At 45.5% G+C, this 15882-nt stretch carries 16 protein-coding genes; 5 read left to right on the top strand and 11 right to left on the bottom strand.

Annotation, left to right across the window (positions count from 1 at the left end; translation table 11 throughout):
• The first annotated feature begins 29 nt into the window (after positions 1 to 29).
• Both HW988_RS02350 and alaS read left to right on the top strand, forming a co-directional pair.
• Positions 30 to 515 (top strand): regulatory protein RecX, encoded by a 486-nt coding sequence (locus tag HW988_RS02350; RefSeq protein WP_255490168.1) that lies wholly within the window; start codon positions 30 to 32, stop codon positions 513 to 515.
• Complete coding sequence (gene alaS, locus HW988_RS02345; protein ID WP_181606061.1) at positions 502 to 3225, top strand: alanine--tRNA ligase; 2724 nt, start codon at positions 502 to 504, stop codon at positions 3223 to 3225. Before HW988_RS02350 ends, alaS begins: the two co-directional genes overlap by 14 nt.
• 102 nt (positions 3226 to 3327) lie before the next feature.
• On the opposite strand, the gene HW988_RS02340 is transcribed toward alaS, so the two are convergent.
• Positions 3328 to 3861: a hypothetical protein gene (locus HW988_RS02340; protein WP_181606060.1), complete on the bottom strand. Its 534-nt coding sequence runs from the start codon at positions 3859 to 3861 to the stop codon at positions 3328 to 3330.
• A gap of 196 nt (positions 3862 to 4057) precedes the next feature.
• Between HW988_RS02340 and HW988_RS02335 the strand changes: the two genes are divergently transcribed.
• A complete protein-coding gene (locus HW988_RS02335) occupies positions 4058 to 4453 on the top strand; it encodes a hypothetical protein (protein ID WP_181606059.1) in 396 nt (131 codons plus the stop codon).
• Between the two features lie 129 nt (positions 4454 to 4582).
• Here the strand turns inward: HW988_RS02335 and HW988_RS02330 are convergent, their stop codons facing one another.
• Positions 4583 to 5929 carry a DUF3373 family protein gene (locus HW988_RS02330; RefSeq protein ID WP_181606058.1) on the bottom strand — a complete coding sequence of 449 codons (1347 nt, stop codon included), beginning with the start codon at positions 5927 to 5929 and terminating at the stop codon, positions 4583 to 4585.
• A 20-nt stretch (positions 5930 to 5949) separates the two neighbouring features.
• The gene (locus HW988_RS02325; protein ID WP_181606057.1) at positions 5950 to 6201 is read right to left on the bottom strand and encodes a hypothetical protein; all 252 of its coding nucleotides are present in this window, start codon (positions 6199 to 6201) and stop codon (positions 5950 to 5952) included.
• A gap of 274 nt (positions 6202 to 6475) precedes the next feature.
• Between HW988_RS02325 and HW988_RS02320 the strand changes: the two genes are divergently transcribed.
• Together HW988_RS02320 and HW988_RS02315 are read left to right on the top strand one after the other, a co-directional pair.
• Positions 6476 to 7915, top strand: a complete 1440-nt coding sequence (locus HW988_RS02320) for a methyl-accepting chemotaxis protein (protein ID WP_255490167.1) — start codon at positions 6476 to 6478, stop codon at positions 7913 to 7915.
• A 154-nt stretch (positions 7916 to 8069) separates the two neighbouring features.
• Positions 8070 to 10103 carry a prolyl oligopeptidase family protein gene (locus tag HW988_RS02315; RefSeq protein WP_255490166.1) on the top strand — a complete coding sequence of 678 codons (2034 nt, stop codon included), beginning with the start codon at positions 8070 to 8072 and terminating at the stop codon, positions 10101 to 10103.
• 32 nt (positions 10104 to 10135) lie between these two features.
• Here the strand turns inward: HW988_RS02315 and HW988_RS02310 are convergent, their stop codons facing one another.
• The 8 genes from HW988_RS02310 to HW988_RS02275 all read right to left on the bottom strand — a co-directional run bounded on the left by HW988_RS02310 (position 10136) and on the right by HW988_RS02275 (position 15851).
• Positions 10136 to 10594, bottom strand: a complete 459-nt coding sequence (locus tag HW988_RS02310) for a hypothetical protein (RefSeq protein WP_181606055.1) — start codon at positions 10592 to 10594, stop codon at positions 10136 to 10138.
• 135 nt (positions 10595 to 10729) lie between these two features.
• Positions 10730 to 11128: a 30S ribosomal protein S9 gene (gene rpsI / locus HW988_RS02305; protein ID WP_142698819.1), complete on the bottom strand. Its 399-nt coding sequence runs from the start codon at positions 11126 to 11128 to the stop codon at positions 10730 to 10732.
• 16 nt (positions 11129 to 11144) lie between these two features.
• Positions 11145 to 11585 (bottom strand): 50S ribosomal protein L13, encoded by a 441-nt coding sequence (rplM, locus tag HW988_RS02300; protein WP_142698818.1) that lies wholly within the window; start codon positions 11583 to 11585, stop codon positions 11145 to 11147.
• A 115-nt stretch (positions 11586 to 11700) separates the two neighbouring features.
• The gene (truA, locus tag HW988_RS02295) at positions 11701 to 12492 is read right to left on the bottom strand and encodes a tRNA pseudouridine(38-40) synthase TruA (protein WP_181606054.1); all 792 of its coding nucleotides are present in this window, start codon (positions 12490 to 12492) and stop codon (positions 11701 to 11703) included.
• An 82-nt stretch (positions 12493 to 12574) separates the two neighbouring features.
• A complete protein-coding gene (locus tag HW988_RS02290) occupies positions 12575 to 12835 on the bottom strand; it encodes a HigA family addiction module antitoxin (RefSeq protein ID WP_181607540.1) in 261 nt (86 codons plus the stop codon).
• Between the two features lie 15 nt (positions 12836 to 12850).
• The gene (locus tag HW988_RS19240) at positions 12851 to 12988 is read right to left on the bottom strand and encodes a type II toxin-antitoxin system RelE/ParE family toxin (RefSeq protein ID WP_181607539.1); all 138 of its coding nucleotides are present in this window, start codon (positions 12986 to 12988) and stop codon (positions 12851 to 12853) included.
• 395 nt (positions 12989 to 13383) lie between these two features.
• Positions 13384 to 14538 carry a hypothetical protein gene (locus tag HW988_RS02280; RefSeq protein ID WP_181606053.1) on the bottom strand — a complete coding sequence of 385 codons (1155 nt, stop codon included), beginning with the start codon at positions 14536 to 14538 and terminating at the stop codon, positions 13384 to 13386.
• Entirely contained in the window at positions 14535 to 15851 is a 1317-nt protein-coding gene (locus HW988_RS02275; protein ID WP_181606052.1) for a CFI-box-CTERM domain-containing protein, read from the bottom strand. The genes HW988_RS02280 and HW988_RS02275 overlap by 4 nt, the downstream gene beginning before the upstream one ends.
• Positions 15852 to 15882 lie beyond the last annotated feature (31 nt).

Genomic DNA, 15882 nt, shown 5'->3' with positions numbered 1-15882 from the left:
GGCAGGAACAGATAGATTTCTAACTGCCTATGTCTGACGAAAAAGACCCACAAAATGAATCGGAAAGCCAACAAGACAGAATCGCTGCTGCTAAACGCAAAGTGATGGATTTGTTGGCGGCACGTGATCATTCTGAGCAAGAGCTTAGAACTAAGTTGCGTGGAAAATTCGCAGACGAGGATGGCAGCGATGAAGCCATCGAGGAAGCCATCTCTTTCGCCAATGAAAAAAATTGGTTGGGGGATCCTTCTGACTATGCTGCTCGCCTGGCAGACACGCTTCACCGCCGCAACAAGGGTATCTGTTACATCAACAACTACCTGAAAGAAAAAGGCCTGCCCACTGTGGAGTCCGATTCTGCGCTGGAGCTGGATAAGGCAATGGCGATTATAACGAACAAGTTTAATGAAGATTATAAGTTTTCTCGAGAGGAAAAAGCCCGCGTGGGACGCTTGCTGACTTCTCGAGGATTTGATTCCGAGACCGTTAGAAAGGTTATTTATGAAAAGCTCTGAGATCAGAAATGCTTTTATTCAATACTTCGAAAAGAATGGACACAAAGCTGTCGCTTCTTCTTCTTTGATTCCAGAAAACGATCCGACGTTGCTTTTTGCAAATGCGGGTATGAATCAATTTAAAAATACTTTCTTGGGTCTTGAAAAGCGCGACTACTCCCGTGCCGTGACTTCGCAAAAATGTGTGCGCGCCGGCGGGAAACACAATGACTTGGAAAACGTAGGCTTCACAGCACGTCACCACACTTTCTTTGAAATGTTGGGTAACTTCTCTTTTGGCGATTACTTCAAGAAAGACGCGATTCATTTTGCTTGGGAATTCCTGACTAAGACTTTGGCTATTCCAAAAGAAAAGCTTTATGTCACGGTTCATATCTCTGACGATGAAGCGGCCGACATCTGGCACACTCAAGAAGGCATCCCTCGCGATCGCATCTTCCGCTTCGACAAAGACAATTTCTGGAAAATGGGCGACACAGGTCCTTGCGGTCCTTGTACAGAGATCTTCTACGATCACGGTCCTGAAGCAGGTAAAATTTCTGATCCGTTCAAAGGTATCGAAGCTGGTGAAGACCGTTTCGTTGAAATTTGGAACCTGGTATTCATGCAGTACTTCGAAAATCCTCCAGGGACTTTGACTCCGCTTCCAAAACCATCTGTGGATACTGGCGCAGGTCTTGAGCGTGTGACGGCAGCGATGCAGGGTAAATTCAATAACTACGATACAGATTTGTTCCTGCCTATGATTGAACTGGCTTGCAAAATCGGTGGCGTAAAATACATCACTGACAAAAAAGTATTGACGACTGATGCAAAGGCGGCAGAAACAACTTCTGCTCTTCGCGTATTGGCTGACCACTGCCGCTCGACTTCATTCTTGATCGCGGACGGTGCTTTGCCATCAAACGAAGGCCGTGGTTACGTTCTTCGCCGTATCATGAGACGTGCAATCCGTTACGGACGTAAACTTTCTGCCGACAAATCATTCTTGCCAGGTATGGCGGAAGCCTTGATCGAAAATATGGGCAAAGTTTATCCGGAACTTTCCTCTCGTCGTGATCACATCCTAAACACGATCCGTGACGAAGAAGACCGCTTCTTGGCAACTTTAGATAAAGGAACTGAAATCCTGACAGCCGAGCTTGCAAAAGCAAAAGCAGCAGGAGTTAAAGAACTTTCTGGCGAAGTTGTCTTCCGCATGTACGACACTTACGGTTTCCCTGCCGATTTGACTCGCGTGATCGCGAATGAAAACGGTATTGAAGTAAACGAAGATGCTTTCGAAAAAGAAATGGAAGCAAATCGTGCGAAATCCAAAGCTTCGTGGAAAGGCAAATCCATGGGGGCTGACGAAGCTCACATGATCAAATTTGCCAAAGACTATCTTCAATCCGGCAAGTCCGTGAAGTTTTTGGGTTACGATGGCACCATCGGTGACGGCACTGTGATGGCTCTTTCTAATGGCCAAGCGGTTGTAAACGAACTTAAAACGGGCGACACGGGTCTTATCATCCTGGATGCAACTGCGTTCTATGGTGAAGGCGGCGGTCAAGCTGGTGACGTTGGTTACATCATGCAAGACACCAACCGCGCTCGCGTAGCGAACACGACGAAAATCGACGACATCATTCTTCACCACGTTGAAGTTGAACACGGCTCCTTTAAAACTGGCGCAAAAGTTCTCAGCGGTGTTGATCCCGTCGAAAGAAGAAACACAGCAAGTAATCACTCAGCGACTCACTTGTTGCATGCAGCTCTTCGTAAAGTTTTGGGCGTTCATGTTACTCAAGCCGGTTCTTTGGTAGATGCTGATAAAACTCGCTTCGACTTCACTCACAATAAACCCGTAAGCACCGAGGAAATCCGCAAGATCGAAGACATGGTGAACGAACAAATCGCTCGCGGTCTTGAAGTAAAAACTGAATTGATGCCCCACAAACAAGCGATCGAAAAAGGCGCTATGGCTTTGTTCGGCGAAAAGTACGCTAACGACGTTCGCGTACTGACAATGGGTGATTTTTCTTGCGAGCTTTGCGGCGGTACTCACGTTAAAAATACAGCGAACATCCGCTTGTTCAAAATCGTTTCTGAATCTGGCGTAAGCTCGGGTGTACGTCGCGTGGAAGCAATCACGGGTGATTCTGCGGTTAAATACGCGATGAGCTCGATCGCCCACTTGGATGAGGCTTTGGCAGCAGCTGGTTTGCAAAAATCTGCTCACTACTTAAAGCACCTGGAAGTGACTGGCGAAAAAGCGACTTTGGCGAATCGTGTGGAGTCGATCAAAGAACAAGTGAAAACTCTTGAGAAAGAAATCAAGAAACTTCAAGGTGGCCAAGTGAACGTGGATGAACTTGCGGGTAAGGCAATGGCATTCAAATCTAAATCTGGCGTTTCTGCAAAACTGGTTTTGGCAGATGTACCGATGGATGACCGTGAAGTTTTGGCAAAAGTAACTGACGATCTTAAAAACAAAATCCAATCTGGAATTGTCGTGGTTGTCGGCCAAGGTGATGGCTCCAACCCCATCATCGTTTCCGTTTCTAAAGACCTGACTGGCGATTTGAAGGCCGGCGATGTTCTAAAAGAAGTGGCTGCGATCATGGGTGGTAAAGGTGGCGGCCGCCCTGACTTTGCTCAAGGTGCAGCTCCTGACCGCTCTAAAATCGGTGATGCATTCACAAAAGTACGCAGCACCCTAGGCCTATAAGGTACGGACACACTTTCTCCATCTTGTTTCAGAAAAATAAAAAGGCCGGTGTAATTTACACCGGCCTTTTTATTTTTAGATATGGAGAAAGTGTGTCCGTACCTATTCGCAGAGTAGGCCGTGGAAGTTTTTTTGGATGTAGGCCACGAGACCACGGAAAGACTGCGCTTGATCGCCACAGATGTCTTTGAAGCCTCTGCCGCAGGAATCATAGCTCTCACCTAAATTCATTTTTTGATCACCGATGATCAAGCTTGCGTAACCTGGCGAGTAAACTTGTGCGCACTGCAAAGAAGCATCAACGGATTTTCCGCAGATGTTGCTGGATTTTAAATAACTTTGTAACTCTGCGATTTCCGCGGCTGGCAGACAGGATTCTTCGAGCACTTGTTGATTTTGACCAACGAGTGAAATTCGTCCTGTCGAAGCATCGATAGAAAGCACTCCGCCGCTAACGGGAATTTCTAGTGCAGAAATTTTTTGTGATTCGTCGGCATCAGAACCGCTACCAACGGACGGAGTTACGATGTGCGAACTGGTGCTGGGAAAATCAGACGCAGAAAGATTCGTCTGACTGCAGTTTTGAAATCCCAATATGAGACACCCGGCAAGAATAACCAACCAGCCTCTATTCATCACAATCCCCCGTTCATGACTCATCGGTAAGCGTTGTAAGAAACTTGACCTTGGTACGGCGAAATTCCTTGTGTTCTCACAATAGGGCACTCCAAATCGCATATATTGCGCAATGCATTTGCATTGCTAGACCAAGGGCCGTGAAATAGCCTCGATCAGGTCAACAAATTCGAATTAACAACTAAGGAGACATCCCATGAAAAAACTTATCGCAGCAGCTCTTATACTTGCTGGTTCTACTGCTTTCGCTGACTCAACTGTTTTGAAATGCTCTGCACCTTCTAAAGGTAAAGCAGCAACTATCAACGTAACTTTGGGCGACGACACTTCTGTTGATTTCCTGACTATGGAAGTTTCGGAAAAAACGGGTTCTTCAACTTTCTTTGCTCAATTGGATAAAGGCACTGTAGCTAACCAACTGAAACAAGGTTACCTACAAATGTTGGCATTGACTGAAAAGTCTGCTCAAACTGAAGACGGCGTTATCAGAAACACTGGTTTCTTCGGCGTTTCTTCTGACAACAAAGGTGCTTCATTCTCTGGTTTCATGGCTGCTAACGGCAACATCTATCCAGTTTCTTGCACTAAGTAATTAGTAAAGAAATTAAGAATGAAAAAGGGAGCCACTGCGCTCCCTTTTTTTATTTCTGTTTTCAACAAATAAAAAGGCCCCAGCCTGAGCCGGAGCCTTCATCAAATCAGGAAATTGAAACTGATTTGATTAGAAATCTAGACGAAGATTTGCGTATGCTGTCTCGATTTTGCGATCAGACTCAACCACCGCACCAACGCTTGTCGGTGTGTAATCGTAGTCTTGCAACATATAACCAACACGAGCCGCAATGTTTTGACCGAACTTTTTAGTGAAATACAAATGGTAACCGTTACCATGCGTACTATAGAACTGAGTCAAATCTTCAGCCGCAGTTGCATAGTAGAATGAGTTTTCAGAACCATTCACCCACTCACCACCAATAATCCATGAACCCAGTCTATAACGAGTCGATAGCAACATCACTCCACCCGTTGAAGTGTCTTCATCTTTGCTTGTACCGAAACCAGTTCCTGGAGTTGAAGAAATGTATCTGCCGTTAGATTTCAATGAGCTTGCAAGGTAAGAAGCTGAAAGATCCCAACCCGTTTTTGCAATGCCATTCAATTCCCAAGCTAGAGTTGTACCACCAACCGCTAGAGTCAAACTGCTCGACGAACCGGCAGACGATGGCGCCGGATAATACAAATCAGCAGTCTGGAAGTTCAAAAGAACCAAGCCCATGTTGTCAGCCCAGCTCATATCATTCAAACCGTAATCAACCATTAAACCGTAACCAGCTTGAGATGTTGGAAGGCTACCACCTGCTTGTTTAGAAGGTTGAGTGTAATATCCACCTGACGTACCTGCATAATACTGAGCAAATGGAGTGTACAATGCACGCAAGGCCAATTGGTGTCCCTGAGGCATGTACTGATCCAATTTATAAGAAAGACCCATACCATCCAGGACGGAATCGTAAGACAACATCGGGTAAGTACCCATGCGAGCACGGCCGTCTTTATAGTTTTGTGGCTGACCATCTACTGTTGGAAGACGGCCGATAAAGAATGTCAAACCTGTATCTGGCATTGTCATATCAACATAGGCTTTCTCAAGAACCACATTAGTGCTTGAGTAGTCATTTGAAGATCCCAGATCAGCACCCACCGCAGGAGCTGCATAAGATTGTTGATAGAAAGTATTGAAGTGCTTACTTGTCGTCAAACGAGAATAGAATTTCACGTTCTTAGAAACGTTAGCGTCGATATTGAACTGGAACTTCATACGAAGATACGTCAAATCTTTAGTGTCAAATGTAGCAGGCTGCCCCAACACAGTTGCAGGCTGAGTTTGTTTTGCAGAAAGAATGTCATCAAAACGAGTATTGAAAGTACCGCTGAAACTGAAAATGTTAAGGGATTGATTTGCTTCCAACTCTGCTACGCGCTCTTCAAGAGTCGCCGCTTGAGCTGTTGGAACCATCAACATACCCGCAATGAATGCTGCCGAAATTTTTTTGAAATTGTTTTTCATGATGTTTTTCCTTGAGATGATTATTGACCGACAACGGCGCCAGAGTTTTCTTTCAGACACGGAACTTTGCAACCATCCACGTCCACTTTGTCACCTGGAACACAGGACAAGAACAGATTCTTAACTTGTCTGAGAGCTTCATCATTTGCCAGGTCTTTACTGCAGGCTTTTTTTACTGCGTTTTGAACTTGTTCTACTTTTCCTTCTGCCATCGCGTGGTGGCCAGAAAGGAATGATACTAGTGCGAGAGTCGACACGACCCATTTCGACATACATCCTCCAATTAGGTGTTCTAATCAACAAGTTCAGCCTGAAACTCTCTCACAATGCGGTCAACGGAACTTGACAGAGTTTGACGAAGGTCAAGGAGAAAAGCAGGACTTTGGTATGAATCACTCTGGACCTTCTTCCATAAAATCATCAAGTTTACTGGACGAAAGTGATGAAAGGAGGGGGGTGGAGATAGCAAATGTGGTAAATATTCGGTCAAGTATTTTAGTTATGACTCCGATTTATATATGAGTAAACGCCTCTAAGGAGTCTGAAGTGTTCAAGAAAATTGGCATCGGTAAATCTTTGTTATTGTACGTTTTCGCGTCAGCATCTTTTGTCCTTATAGTAGGATGCGCTTTTTTCTATACCAGCCAACAGGCTTTGAATGCTTTAGGAAAAGCGAGTGAATTCGGAATCTCCTCTTTGTCTATACAAAACAAGCTCATTAAATCAATGGCCCTGGTGCACTCCAACATCTTGCCACTCGCAGCCGATACTGATAAAGACTCGCGGGATATCCGCGTGGAACTTGTGGGTGGTTTTATCAAAGAATTGAAATCACTTCGTGAAAAATGTGGAGAAAATTGCAAATCGATCGATGAAGATCTGTCAAAATATGAAGCATCCTGGAAGGATATCCAGGGCTCTTTGGCGAAAAACGACTTGCCAAATTCTGCCAATAAAATTCTGAATAACCTAAATCCAATTGCCGAGAAAATTTTCGATAAGTTGGATAAAGCGGCGACCGAAACAGACAAACTCACAGCCACTCTTCTTGCTGACGCAGAAAAAGACAGCATGAACAAAAAGAAACTGTTGCTGAGCATGATTTGCACTCTGGTTATTTCTGTTGTGGGTCTGGGATTCTTGTTCCAAAAACGTCTGGTCACCGCACTTAAATCAGTTGTGGAACGTGTTCACCACTCTGTGGTCGAAACAACTTCCAAATCACAAAGCATTTCTGAATCCAACGTTAAACTGTCACAATCTTCCACGACACAAGCCGCCTCTATTGAAGAAACTGTGGCTTCACTGGAAGAAATGTCCAGCATGATCCAACGAAATGCCGAAGGTGCTGCGACAGCTGCGGAACTTTCCACTCAAAGCACGAAAGCTGCGACGGAAGGTGGCCAGGAAATTGAACGCCTGATCACTTATATGAAAGAAATCTATTCAGGTTCCAAAAAAATCGAAGAGATCATTTCCGTTATCGATGATATCGCTTTCCAAACAAATTTATTGGCATTAAATGCCGCCGTGGAAGCCGCGCGCGCTGGCGAACAGGGTAAAGGTTTTGCGGTCGTTGCTGACGCCGTAAGAACTTTAGCACAAAGATCAGCAAACTCTGCAAAAGAGATCAGCGGTCTTATCAAAGAAAGCGTCGGCCAAGCCGAACGCGGAACAAAAGTAGCAGATAATTCTGGTGCTGCCCTGACAAAAATTATCAGCTCAATCGAAAAAGTGTCTGCACTGAATGGCGAGATCTCCGAAGCCTGCCAACAGCAAGCTCTCGGCATCAAACAATTAAGCCAAGCAATGAGCGAAATCGACAAAACAACTCAGACAAACGCGGCTGTTGCTGAAGATCTCTCCCAATCCTCAAGTATATTGCTCGGGGAAGCGGAATCTCTAAGTGCAGCAACTGATGAACTCAACCTAATGCTCCAAGGCCGCAAAAAAGCCAGCTGGGAAGACGAAAAATCCGCAGCATAATCCTGTAATCCTTGTCAGTCGCTCCGGTTTGATCTTTAATTTCTAGGTCAACATCGGAGCTCATATGAAATCATTCCCGGTATCGAAACTCTTGCTGGCGACCCTTCTGCTTGCTGGCTGCAAAAGCTCCTCTTTTCAAAAGGAGTTAAAATCCATGTCACAATCAGAACAAGATCCGTATCTTTGGTTAGAGGAAGTTGAAGGCACCAAGGCCCTTGACTTCGCAAAAGCCGAAAATGATGTGACAATCAAGCACTTCAAATCCAACCCCGATTTTAAAAATATCGAAGCGGATTATCGCAAAATCTTTTTTGCCAAAGACCGTGTTCCTGCCGTCACGTTGACCAATGGTGAGCTTTACAATTTCTGGCAGGACGAAAAAAACTTGCGCGGTGTTTGGAGAAAAACATCCGTAGCCAGTTATCAAACTGCAAATCCAAAATGGGATGTAATTTTAGATCTGGACGCAGTTTCTAAAGCTGAAAATGAAAACTGGGTATGGAAAGGCGCAAGCTTCCGTCGCCCGGGTTATGATCGCGTCTTGCTTCACCTTTCCCGCGGCGGGAAAGATGCTGTGGTCGTTCGTGAATTCGATCTAAAGACTAAATCATTTGTGAAAGACGGATTCTTTATTCCTGAATCAAAAACAAATGCTTCCTGGAAAGATCAAGACACCCTGTTTGTCGGGACTGACTGGGGCCCAGGATCGATGACGACTTCAGGTTATCCACGCATCGTGAAAACTTGGAAACGCGGAACTCCCCTGACATCTGCTGAGACTCTGGCAGAAGCAAACACGACTGACATGTCCGCTTATGCTTACACTTTGTATGACGAAGGCAAACCATTTTACTTCCATCAGATTCGCAAAGGCTTTTACTCCACTAAATTGTGGTACCACGACAAATCTGGAAAAGCCGTGCTGGTTCCAAAACCAGATGATGCTGAAAGCTGGAGCTTGTTCAAAGGCAATCTTTTGATCGAACTTCGCTCTGACTATAAGGATATGAAAGCAGGTACGTTGCTTGCGATTCCTCTGGGTAATCTGGATTTGGGTGAAAAAGCGATAAGCCAGGCGCAAGTCGTTTTCGCACCGACGGACAAGCGATTCATCGAGGGAGGATGCAATATCAAAAACCATATGATCATGGTGGTTTCCAACAACGTTCTTACGCAGATGGAAAAGGTCACATTCACTCCTCCAAATACTTGGAAATCAGAACCCATCGCACTGGGCAGCAATGGTATGGCTTCCTGCTATGACGGTGACGACGACTCCGACATTTATCTGGCGACCTACACGGATTTCTTAACACCAACTTCGTACTATATGGCGAATGCTTCTGATCCGAAGAATAAGTTCACTTTGCTAAAACAAGCAGCGAAGCGTTTTGATTCTTCGTCTCTGACGACATCTCGCTTTGAAGCCACCAGTAAAGATGGAACTAAGATTCCTTACTTTGTGGTTCACAAAAAAAATCTGAAGCTGGATGGAAGCCATCCCACTTTGCAGTATGGGTACGGAGGGTTTCAGCAATCAATGACTCCTTCTTATCTAGGTGCTTTCGGAAAAGTGTGGGCAGAAAAAGGGGGCGTATACGTTCTGACTAACTTGCGTGGTGGCGGAGAGTTCGGTCCGAAATGGCATCAAGCTGTCTTAAAAGAAAACCGCTATAAAGTTTACGAAGACAATGTCGCTATTTCCGAAGATTTGATTGCGCGTGGATTTACGTCGCCAGAACATCTGGCAATTTCCGGTGGATCTAATGGTGGTTTGTTAGTTGGTGCGACTGTGACTCTTCGTCCTGATCTTTATAAAGCGGCCGTGATCGGCGTTCCGTTACTGGATATGCTTCGCTATCACAAGTTGCTGGCGGGAGCGAGTTGGATGGATGAGTACGGTAATCCCGACGATCCAGAAATGCGCAAAGCGATTTTGAAATACTCCCCCTATCAGAAATTAAGTCCGACAGCGAAGTATCCAGAGGTCTTCGTAATGACGAGTACAAAAGACGATCGTGTTCACCCAGGGCATGCTCGTAAATTCGTAGCCCGCATGAAAGAACAAAAGCATCCAGTTTATTACTATGAAAATACCGAAGGCGGTCACGCAGGAAATGCAAACATCGAACAAAGCATTTTGTGGGAGTCTTTGAAAACCACTTACTTGTGGGAAAAACTAAAATAGAAAACAAAAAAGGCGGATTCTTCCGCCTTTTTTTATCTGAGCTCTGCTATCTTACGATCCACTTGAAAGACACATTCCGAAGTCACTCCAGCCATCGTCACAGACATTATATAAAGTCCTGACAGCTCCATACCGATCGTTCGATCGGTCAACTCAACTTGATCCATATTCCCAATTTGACCTTGATACTCGATACGTAGACGGCGTGCTGAGGGTGAATTTTCAGCCACCTCAACCGAGCCGCGACTGTGAGTTATACGCACGATCTTTTCAAAAGCATCATTGCGAATTTGCGCCTTAATGATCAAGGCCTTCCCTAAAGATCCATGAAAACCGAACCAGGTGAAGTAAGCATCTTGAACATTCAAAGTTCCACAGTCTCCTGCTCGCGCAACAATACCTGTTCCTGTGTCATTCACGGGGGAGGCTTGAGCGATGGAGTGGAAAATCGAAATGGCGATGAGTGCGAAAAGATATTTTGATAACTTCATAAGTCCTCAGCTGCGAGAATGAAATTACCATTAATTTAAAGAGCACCCCAATTACAGGGTCATCATTAAACAAATAAAAAAAGGGAGCCAAAGGCTCCCTTTTTGATTCTGGTCCAGATTCGGACACTCCAAATTTTAACGTTTAGAGTATTGGAATCTACGACGAGCGCCGGCTTTACCGTATTTTTTACGCTCAACCATACGAGGGTCACGAGTGATGAATCCAGCTTTCTTAAGAGTTCCTTTGAACTCTGGGTTGAAAGCGATCAATGCACGAGTGATACCCAAGCGGATCGCACCAGCTTGTCCAGACTCACCACCACCTGCTACAGTGATGTTTGCGTCGAACTTACCGATTTGGTTCAAAAGATCCAAAGGCTGTACGATAACCATGCGAGATTGCATACGGCTAAGGTAGTCTTCAGATTTTTTACCGTTGATAGTGATAGTGCCTTTACCAGGCTTCAAGAAAACACGTGCTGATGACGTTTTTCTTCTTCCAGTTGCATAAAAGAATTTTTCTGCTGCTGCCATATTCTATCCTCTCCAATTACTTCTTAGTTGGAAGTGTTAGAAGTTCTGGTTTTTGAGCTGCATGAGGGTGCTCTGCGCCAGTGTAAGTTTTCATTTTCATGATGACATGACGAGATAGCTTGTTTGTTGGAAGCATACCGCGAACAGCTTCGTGAATGATGAAAGTTGAATCTTTCACTTTCGCTTGAGCTGCTGTCATTTCTTTCATTGAACCAAAGAAACGGCTGTGACGGTAGTACGTTTTGTCATCCCATTTAGTTCCAGAAAGTTCCATCTTGTCCGTGTTGATCACGATAACGAAGTCACCAGTGTCTACGTTCGGAGTGTAGATAGCTTTGTTTTTACCACGAAGAATAGTAGCGATACGAGTTGCAACACGACCAACTTTTTGGTCAGCGGCATCAACGATCCACCATTTTCTTTCAACTTCTTCTGCTTTTGCATTGAAAGTTTTCATTTGAGAGTCTCCAGTTTTCTTTTTGAATACCCGGGTTTACCGTCCGGCCATTCGGCAAATATGATGTTTGAGTTTAACAACGGGCTCTTACACTATGTTTGCGGGAAGGGATGTTTTAAAGTTCTAGGCACCTATTGTCAAGGTCCTTGGGATAATAAACTCGCATGAGGTACAGGCCCTGAGCGGGAGCTGGAGGACCGGCCTTAGCACGATCCTTAGCATCGATAATTCCCTTCATATTCTCAGCACTTAGCCCCTGCTTTTCTAAAAGCAAAGAGGTACCCACGATGTTGCGAACCATCTGCTTCAAGAAGCCACTGCCGGTGACCGTGAACTGCAAAAGCCCCGGTTTACGCCATTCCCAATCCGCCTGATAGATCTCGCGGATAGTATCTTTGACCGGAGTTCCGACCGATTGAAAGCTCTTAAAGTCTTGATTTCCCAAAAGAAATTTAGAACTAGCCTGTAAATGCTCGATATTGATAGGCAGACGCTCCCACCCCGCATGGCGATTCATATGAGCGCTCGGGCGAGGGGTATTTAGCATCAGATATCTATATGTCTTATGAGTTGCGGAAAGAGTGGCGTGAAAATCATCGGGAGCGATCCAAGCCTTTTTCACCACGATTCCCGGCGGTAACTGGGAATTAAGAGCCCAACACAGATCCCATTTCTTAGCAGGATCCAGTTTTCGAGTCGTCGTGAAGTGGCAGACCTGATTCAGGGCATGAACCCCGGCATCTGTGCGACCCGAAGCGAACAGATGAATCGGTTCATTAAAGATGCGCGACAAAGCTTTCTCAATCACCTGCGCTACAGAAACCTGATCTTCGGGCTTCTGTTTTTGCCAGCCACAGTAACCTGTGCCGTCGTAAGAGACTGTGAATTTAACTTTGGTCTTTTCCATCGGCCGAGGATTTAACACATAAAAAGGTGCCAGGCACCTTTTGCTTCACTCGAGGCGCTGTGCGGGGCAGTTTTTTCAGGGATTATCCCGCGCGATCTTTGCGAGCCTTATCCAAATCAAAACTGGATTGCCAATTCATCCACACCTTCGCACTCGTCCCGAGCTGATCGGCCAAATCCAAGGCCGTCTCAGCTGTGATTCCCCGCTTGCCCTTAATAAGCTCGTTTAGTTTCGCCTTCGTCCAACCAAGCTTATCCGCAAAGGCTGCCTGAGAAATTCCCATGGGAATCAGGAACTCTTCCAACAAAACTTCACCCGGATGAAATGGATTTTTAAACTCTATTTTTCATCTCGTTCCTTATTTGTGATAGTCGACAATACTAACTTCCAAAGCAGTGTCTTGCTGCCACTTAAATGTAATCCGCCACTGATCATTTATTCGAATGCTGTAGTAACCCTTAACGAGCAAATTCTCTAACCATGACAACAATGCAATTTCTACTTCCGCTGCGGAGGTGCGGCCGTCCGCACTTTAATCCACGCTGTTCAACAAACGGCCGTTAGGACAAATTTCGAACGAAGTGCCACCGTAGATTGGATATAACTTAGAACTTATTTTGCGTAAGGATCGAAGTTATCTTCGAATGTATTAGTCTAATGCTCGGGAGCCCCGTCTTTTTACGATGGAAACCGGCCGACTTATATTTAGACTCAGTCTCACCGAGGCAGATCTTCATATTTCCATCAGAGTAAGTCGTACAATCAGTACGACAAGAAACCCGCTTCCACCCCAGTGGCAGCAAAATCAAATCATAAAAACGAATACTTTTAGCGTAATCAGAAACATTAAGATCAACGTGGCTTAGCCTGCTCATGAATTTTCTCCAAGATTTAATAATCTACGGAGACGCCGGCGGTGATCACGTTTGAAGAGAAATCGACATCTTCACTAACAGATTTTAAATATCGATAGTCTAATGTGACCCACAAATTCGTCACACCATACTCAGATCTCAGAGTAAATGCAGTTTCGCGGTCCATCGCTCCGACATTGATAAGCAATCCACCGCCGCCAAAACCTGCAGGAGTGCCAACCATGTTAGTATTCTTACCGTCATCACGATACTCGACTACGGGAATGTAAGATCCACCGCCAGCGATGTAAGGTGCGAAGACCTGGCGGTCCATATATTGGAAACGATACGCAAGCCCCAGATTCAACGGAATGGCTACGAAAGTATATTCCTCACGAGCTTTGTCCCCGGCTTGAGGCGTTCCACCGTTCGGATTCGATTCAGCGAAGCGACCATTACCGTTTGCCATCATCAGATTGAAACCAGCTTGGACTTTCAAGTTCTGGGATATTTTCAAAGGTTGCCATTCGTATTCAAAAGTCAAAACAGGAACTGAAGGACCAGAATACATGGTTTCAAACGTTGTAACTCCGTCCGCTGCTTTGATGATCGGAGCATCCATGGCCCCGAAACGGAAAGAGCCCGTCGATTTAACTTCGCCTTTGTCTTTCGTTTTATAAATGTAAGTACCGTCCTTTTCGATGCGAATCAAACCGACTGCGGCTTGAGGATGATGAATGTATTCAACCCCGCCCGACGGAGATTTACGGACCACTTCATTACTGTAAACGACCGGGGCAGGCTTTACCTTCACGGGCTCTTCGATCGGCGCTTCACTGGATGGAATTTCATTATTTGGTGCTGCGATCGCTGGAGCTTCGTCTTCCAAAATCAAATCATCTGGAAGTGAGGAACCCGCTTCAGGAACATCTTTATTCAAATCAACGGTATTGGAAGCTGGTGGAGGAGTGGCAAGGGGCTCGCCACCACTTTGCAGGATTTCGTTTTCAATGCTTAATGCATCGTCGGTTTCCGATTGCAAAGGATCTGCAGAAGCCGCTGGTGGAGCATCGAATTCGCTTTCTTCAACGAAAGGTGGCTCTTTGGGGGCCGACTCTTTTGTTTGGGCGTTTGCTGTATGAAAAATCGAAACAGCAAGTAAGGCAACTAAGACCAACCATAGCGATTTCATAGTTCACCTCGTACGTTTTGTCCCAAGATCAAGCGACGGTACAAGCCCCAAATCGTCAAGCAACCGAAAACTGTGATTGCAAGCGCGAACCAGAATCCCAAAGCGACACTTAAGCGAGCAAAGAATAACAACGGCCACAAAATACCGCGCACGGCGATTTTAGCCGTTTCACTTTGTGAAATCATTGCGGCGTATTTTGGACTGTATTTATAGTACGTCTTAACGAACTGTTGACCCCAGGAATATGGAATCAAATATTTATTTCTGAATTCGCGGAAACTTTGAACCTCAGGGGCCATGTCACTGCCAAAAGCCGCTGTCGCGATGAAGCAATGTTTATCATCAAGCAATCCCACAACTGGTTCAGGTGTTGCACACAAAGTCGTGGGATCCACCGTGGCTACTGGGGTAAAGTAATAAATATTTCCCGCAAGATCCCGATTCGCCATGACAGCACAATAAGTTTTTCCATTTGTTAGACCCGTTAAACGATCATCGACATCAGGTGGAAACGTTGTGGACGAGACTGGCATAACGGAAGTTGGGGACGCATTCGTAATTCTTCCCACTGTCGTCGCCGGGTCATTTCCATCCGCCGGAATTTGTTCTTCGTAAAAGAATACCAAATCTCTGAAATCAATTCCTGTCGTACTGGTTGGATACCCCTCAGAGACGATAGGATCGGTATACATTTTCGAATCACCCGGAAACGCCGTGAAATTGCAAAAACCTGTATTCGCTGCTCCCGTTGTACCCACAGGACAATCCGTATAAGTTGCGGTCGACGCGGCAGAAGTGATAATGTGCATCGTTGCTGAAACCGTCGTCGTCGTGGTTCCCGAGCCGGTAATCGTAACCACTAAATCCGAATCCACATTATTAGAGCAGTCTTGAACGCCATTTGCAGATTTCAAACAAATCTGCGACCACAACATTTTTACCGTCAACGTACTGCCGGAAATATAGGGAGCCGTGTTCAAACTGACAGAATTATCATCGATTTTTACCGTCACCGTTCCATTCGTCGGAAGAGATACATCCGCCGTTAAGGTCAGAGTCAGAATCAAATTCGGATAAGCCGCGTTTTGATTACAAGGAGCCAAGCCAGACCCCGTACAACTGTTGCAAGTTGAATTTCCATCCCCAGTACAAGACCCCGCAAACCCACCATAGATCACAGGCTTGGACGGGGTTGTCGTCAAATCATAGTAGGAAGCTCCACCGATAGTGACTGACGTAAACGACGCCGCCATCGCCATCGACGACACAAACAAGGATGTTGCAAATAAAGCGGAAAGCTTCAACAGACGCATATCTCTATCGAACCACTGGACGAGCCGTTAG

This window comes from Bdellovibrio sp. KM01 (genome assembly GCF_013752535.1).
GTDB lineage: Bacteria > Bdellovibrionota > Bdellovibrionia > Bdellovibrionales > Bdellovibrionaceae > Bdellovibrio.
Note: the sequence above shows the minus strand (reverse complement) of the source record. Positions and strands in the feature narration are given on the sequence as shown.

What these genes read in the sequence shown, in the direction of transcription:
- HW988_RS02350 (WP_255490168.1), top strand. Translation starts at nt 30, where the DNA reads ATGTCTGACGAAAAAGACCCACAAAATGAATCGGAAAGCCAACAAGAC.
- alaS (WP_181606061.1), top strand. Translation starts at nt 502, where the DNA reads ATGAAAAGCTCTGAGATCAGAAATGCTTTTATTCAATACTTCGAAAAG.
- HW988_RS02340 (WP_181606060.1), bottom strand. Translation starts at nt 3,861, where the DNA reads ATGAATAGAGGCTGGTTGGTTATTCTTGCCGGGTGTCTCATATTGGGA.
- HW988_RS02335 (WP_181606059.1), top strand. Translation starts at nt 4,058, where the DNA reads ATGAAAAAACTTATCGCAGCAGCTCTTATACTTGCTGGTTCTACTGCT.
- HW988_RS02330 (WP_181606058.1), bottom strand. Translation starts at nt 5,929, where the DNA reads ATGAAAAACAATTTCAAAAAAATTTCGGCAGCATTCATTGCGGGTATG.
- HW988_RS02325 (WP_181606057.1), bottom strand. Translation starts at nt 6,201, where the DNA reads ATGTCGAAATGGGTCGTGTCGACTCTCGCACTAGTATCATTCCTTTCT.
- HW988_RS02315 (WP_255490166.1), top strand. Translation starts at nt 8,070, where the DNA reads ATGTCACAATCAGAACAAGATCCGTATCTTTGGTTAGAGGAAGTTGAA.
- HW988_RS02310 (WP_181606055.1), bottom strand. Translation starts at nt 10,594, where the DNA reads ATGAAGTTATCAAAATATCTTTTCGCACTCATCGCCATTTCGATTTTC.
- rpsI (WP_142698819.1), bottom strand. Translation starts at nt 11,128, where the DNA reads ATGGCAGCAGCAGAAAAATTCTTTTATGCAACTGGAAGAAGAAAAACG.
- rplM (WP_142698818.1), bottom strand. Translation starts at nt 11,585, where the DNA reads ATGAAAACTTTCAATGCAAAAGCAGAAGAAGTTGAAAGAAAATGGTGG.
- truA (WP_181606054.1), bottom strand. Translation starts at nt 12,492, where the DNA reads ATGGAAAAGACCAAAGTTAAATTCACAGTCTCTTACGACGGCACAGGT.
- HW988_RS02280 (WP_181606053.1), bottom strand. Translation starts at nt 14,538, where the DNA reads ATGAAATCGCTATGGTTGGTCTTAGTTGCCTTACTTGCTGTTTCGATT.
- HW988_RS02275 (WP_181606052.1), bottom strand. Translation starts at nt 15,851, where the DNA reads ATGCGTCTGTTGAAGCTTTCCGCTTTATTTGCAACATCCTTGTTTGTG.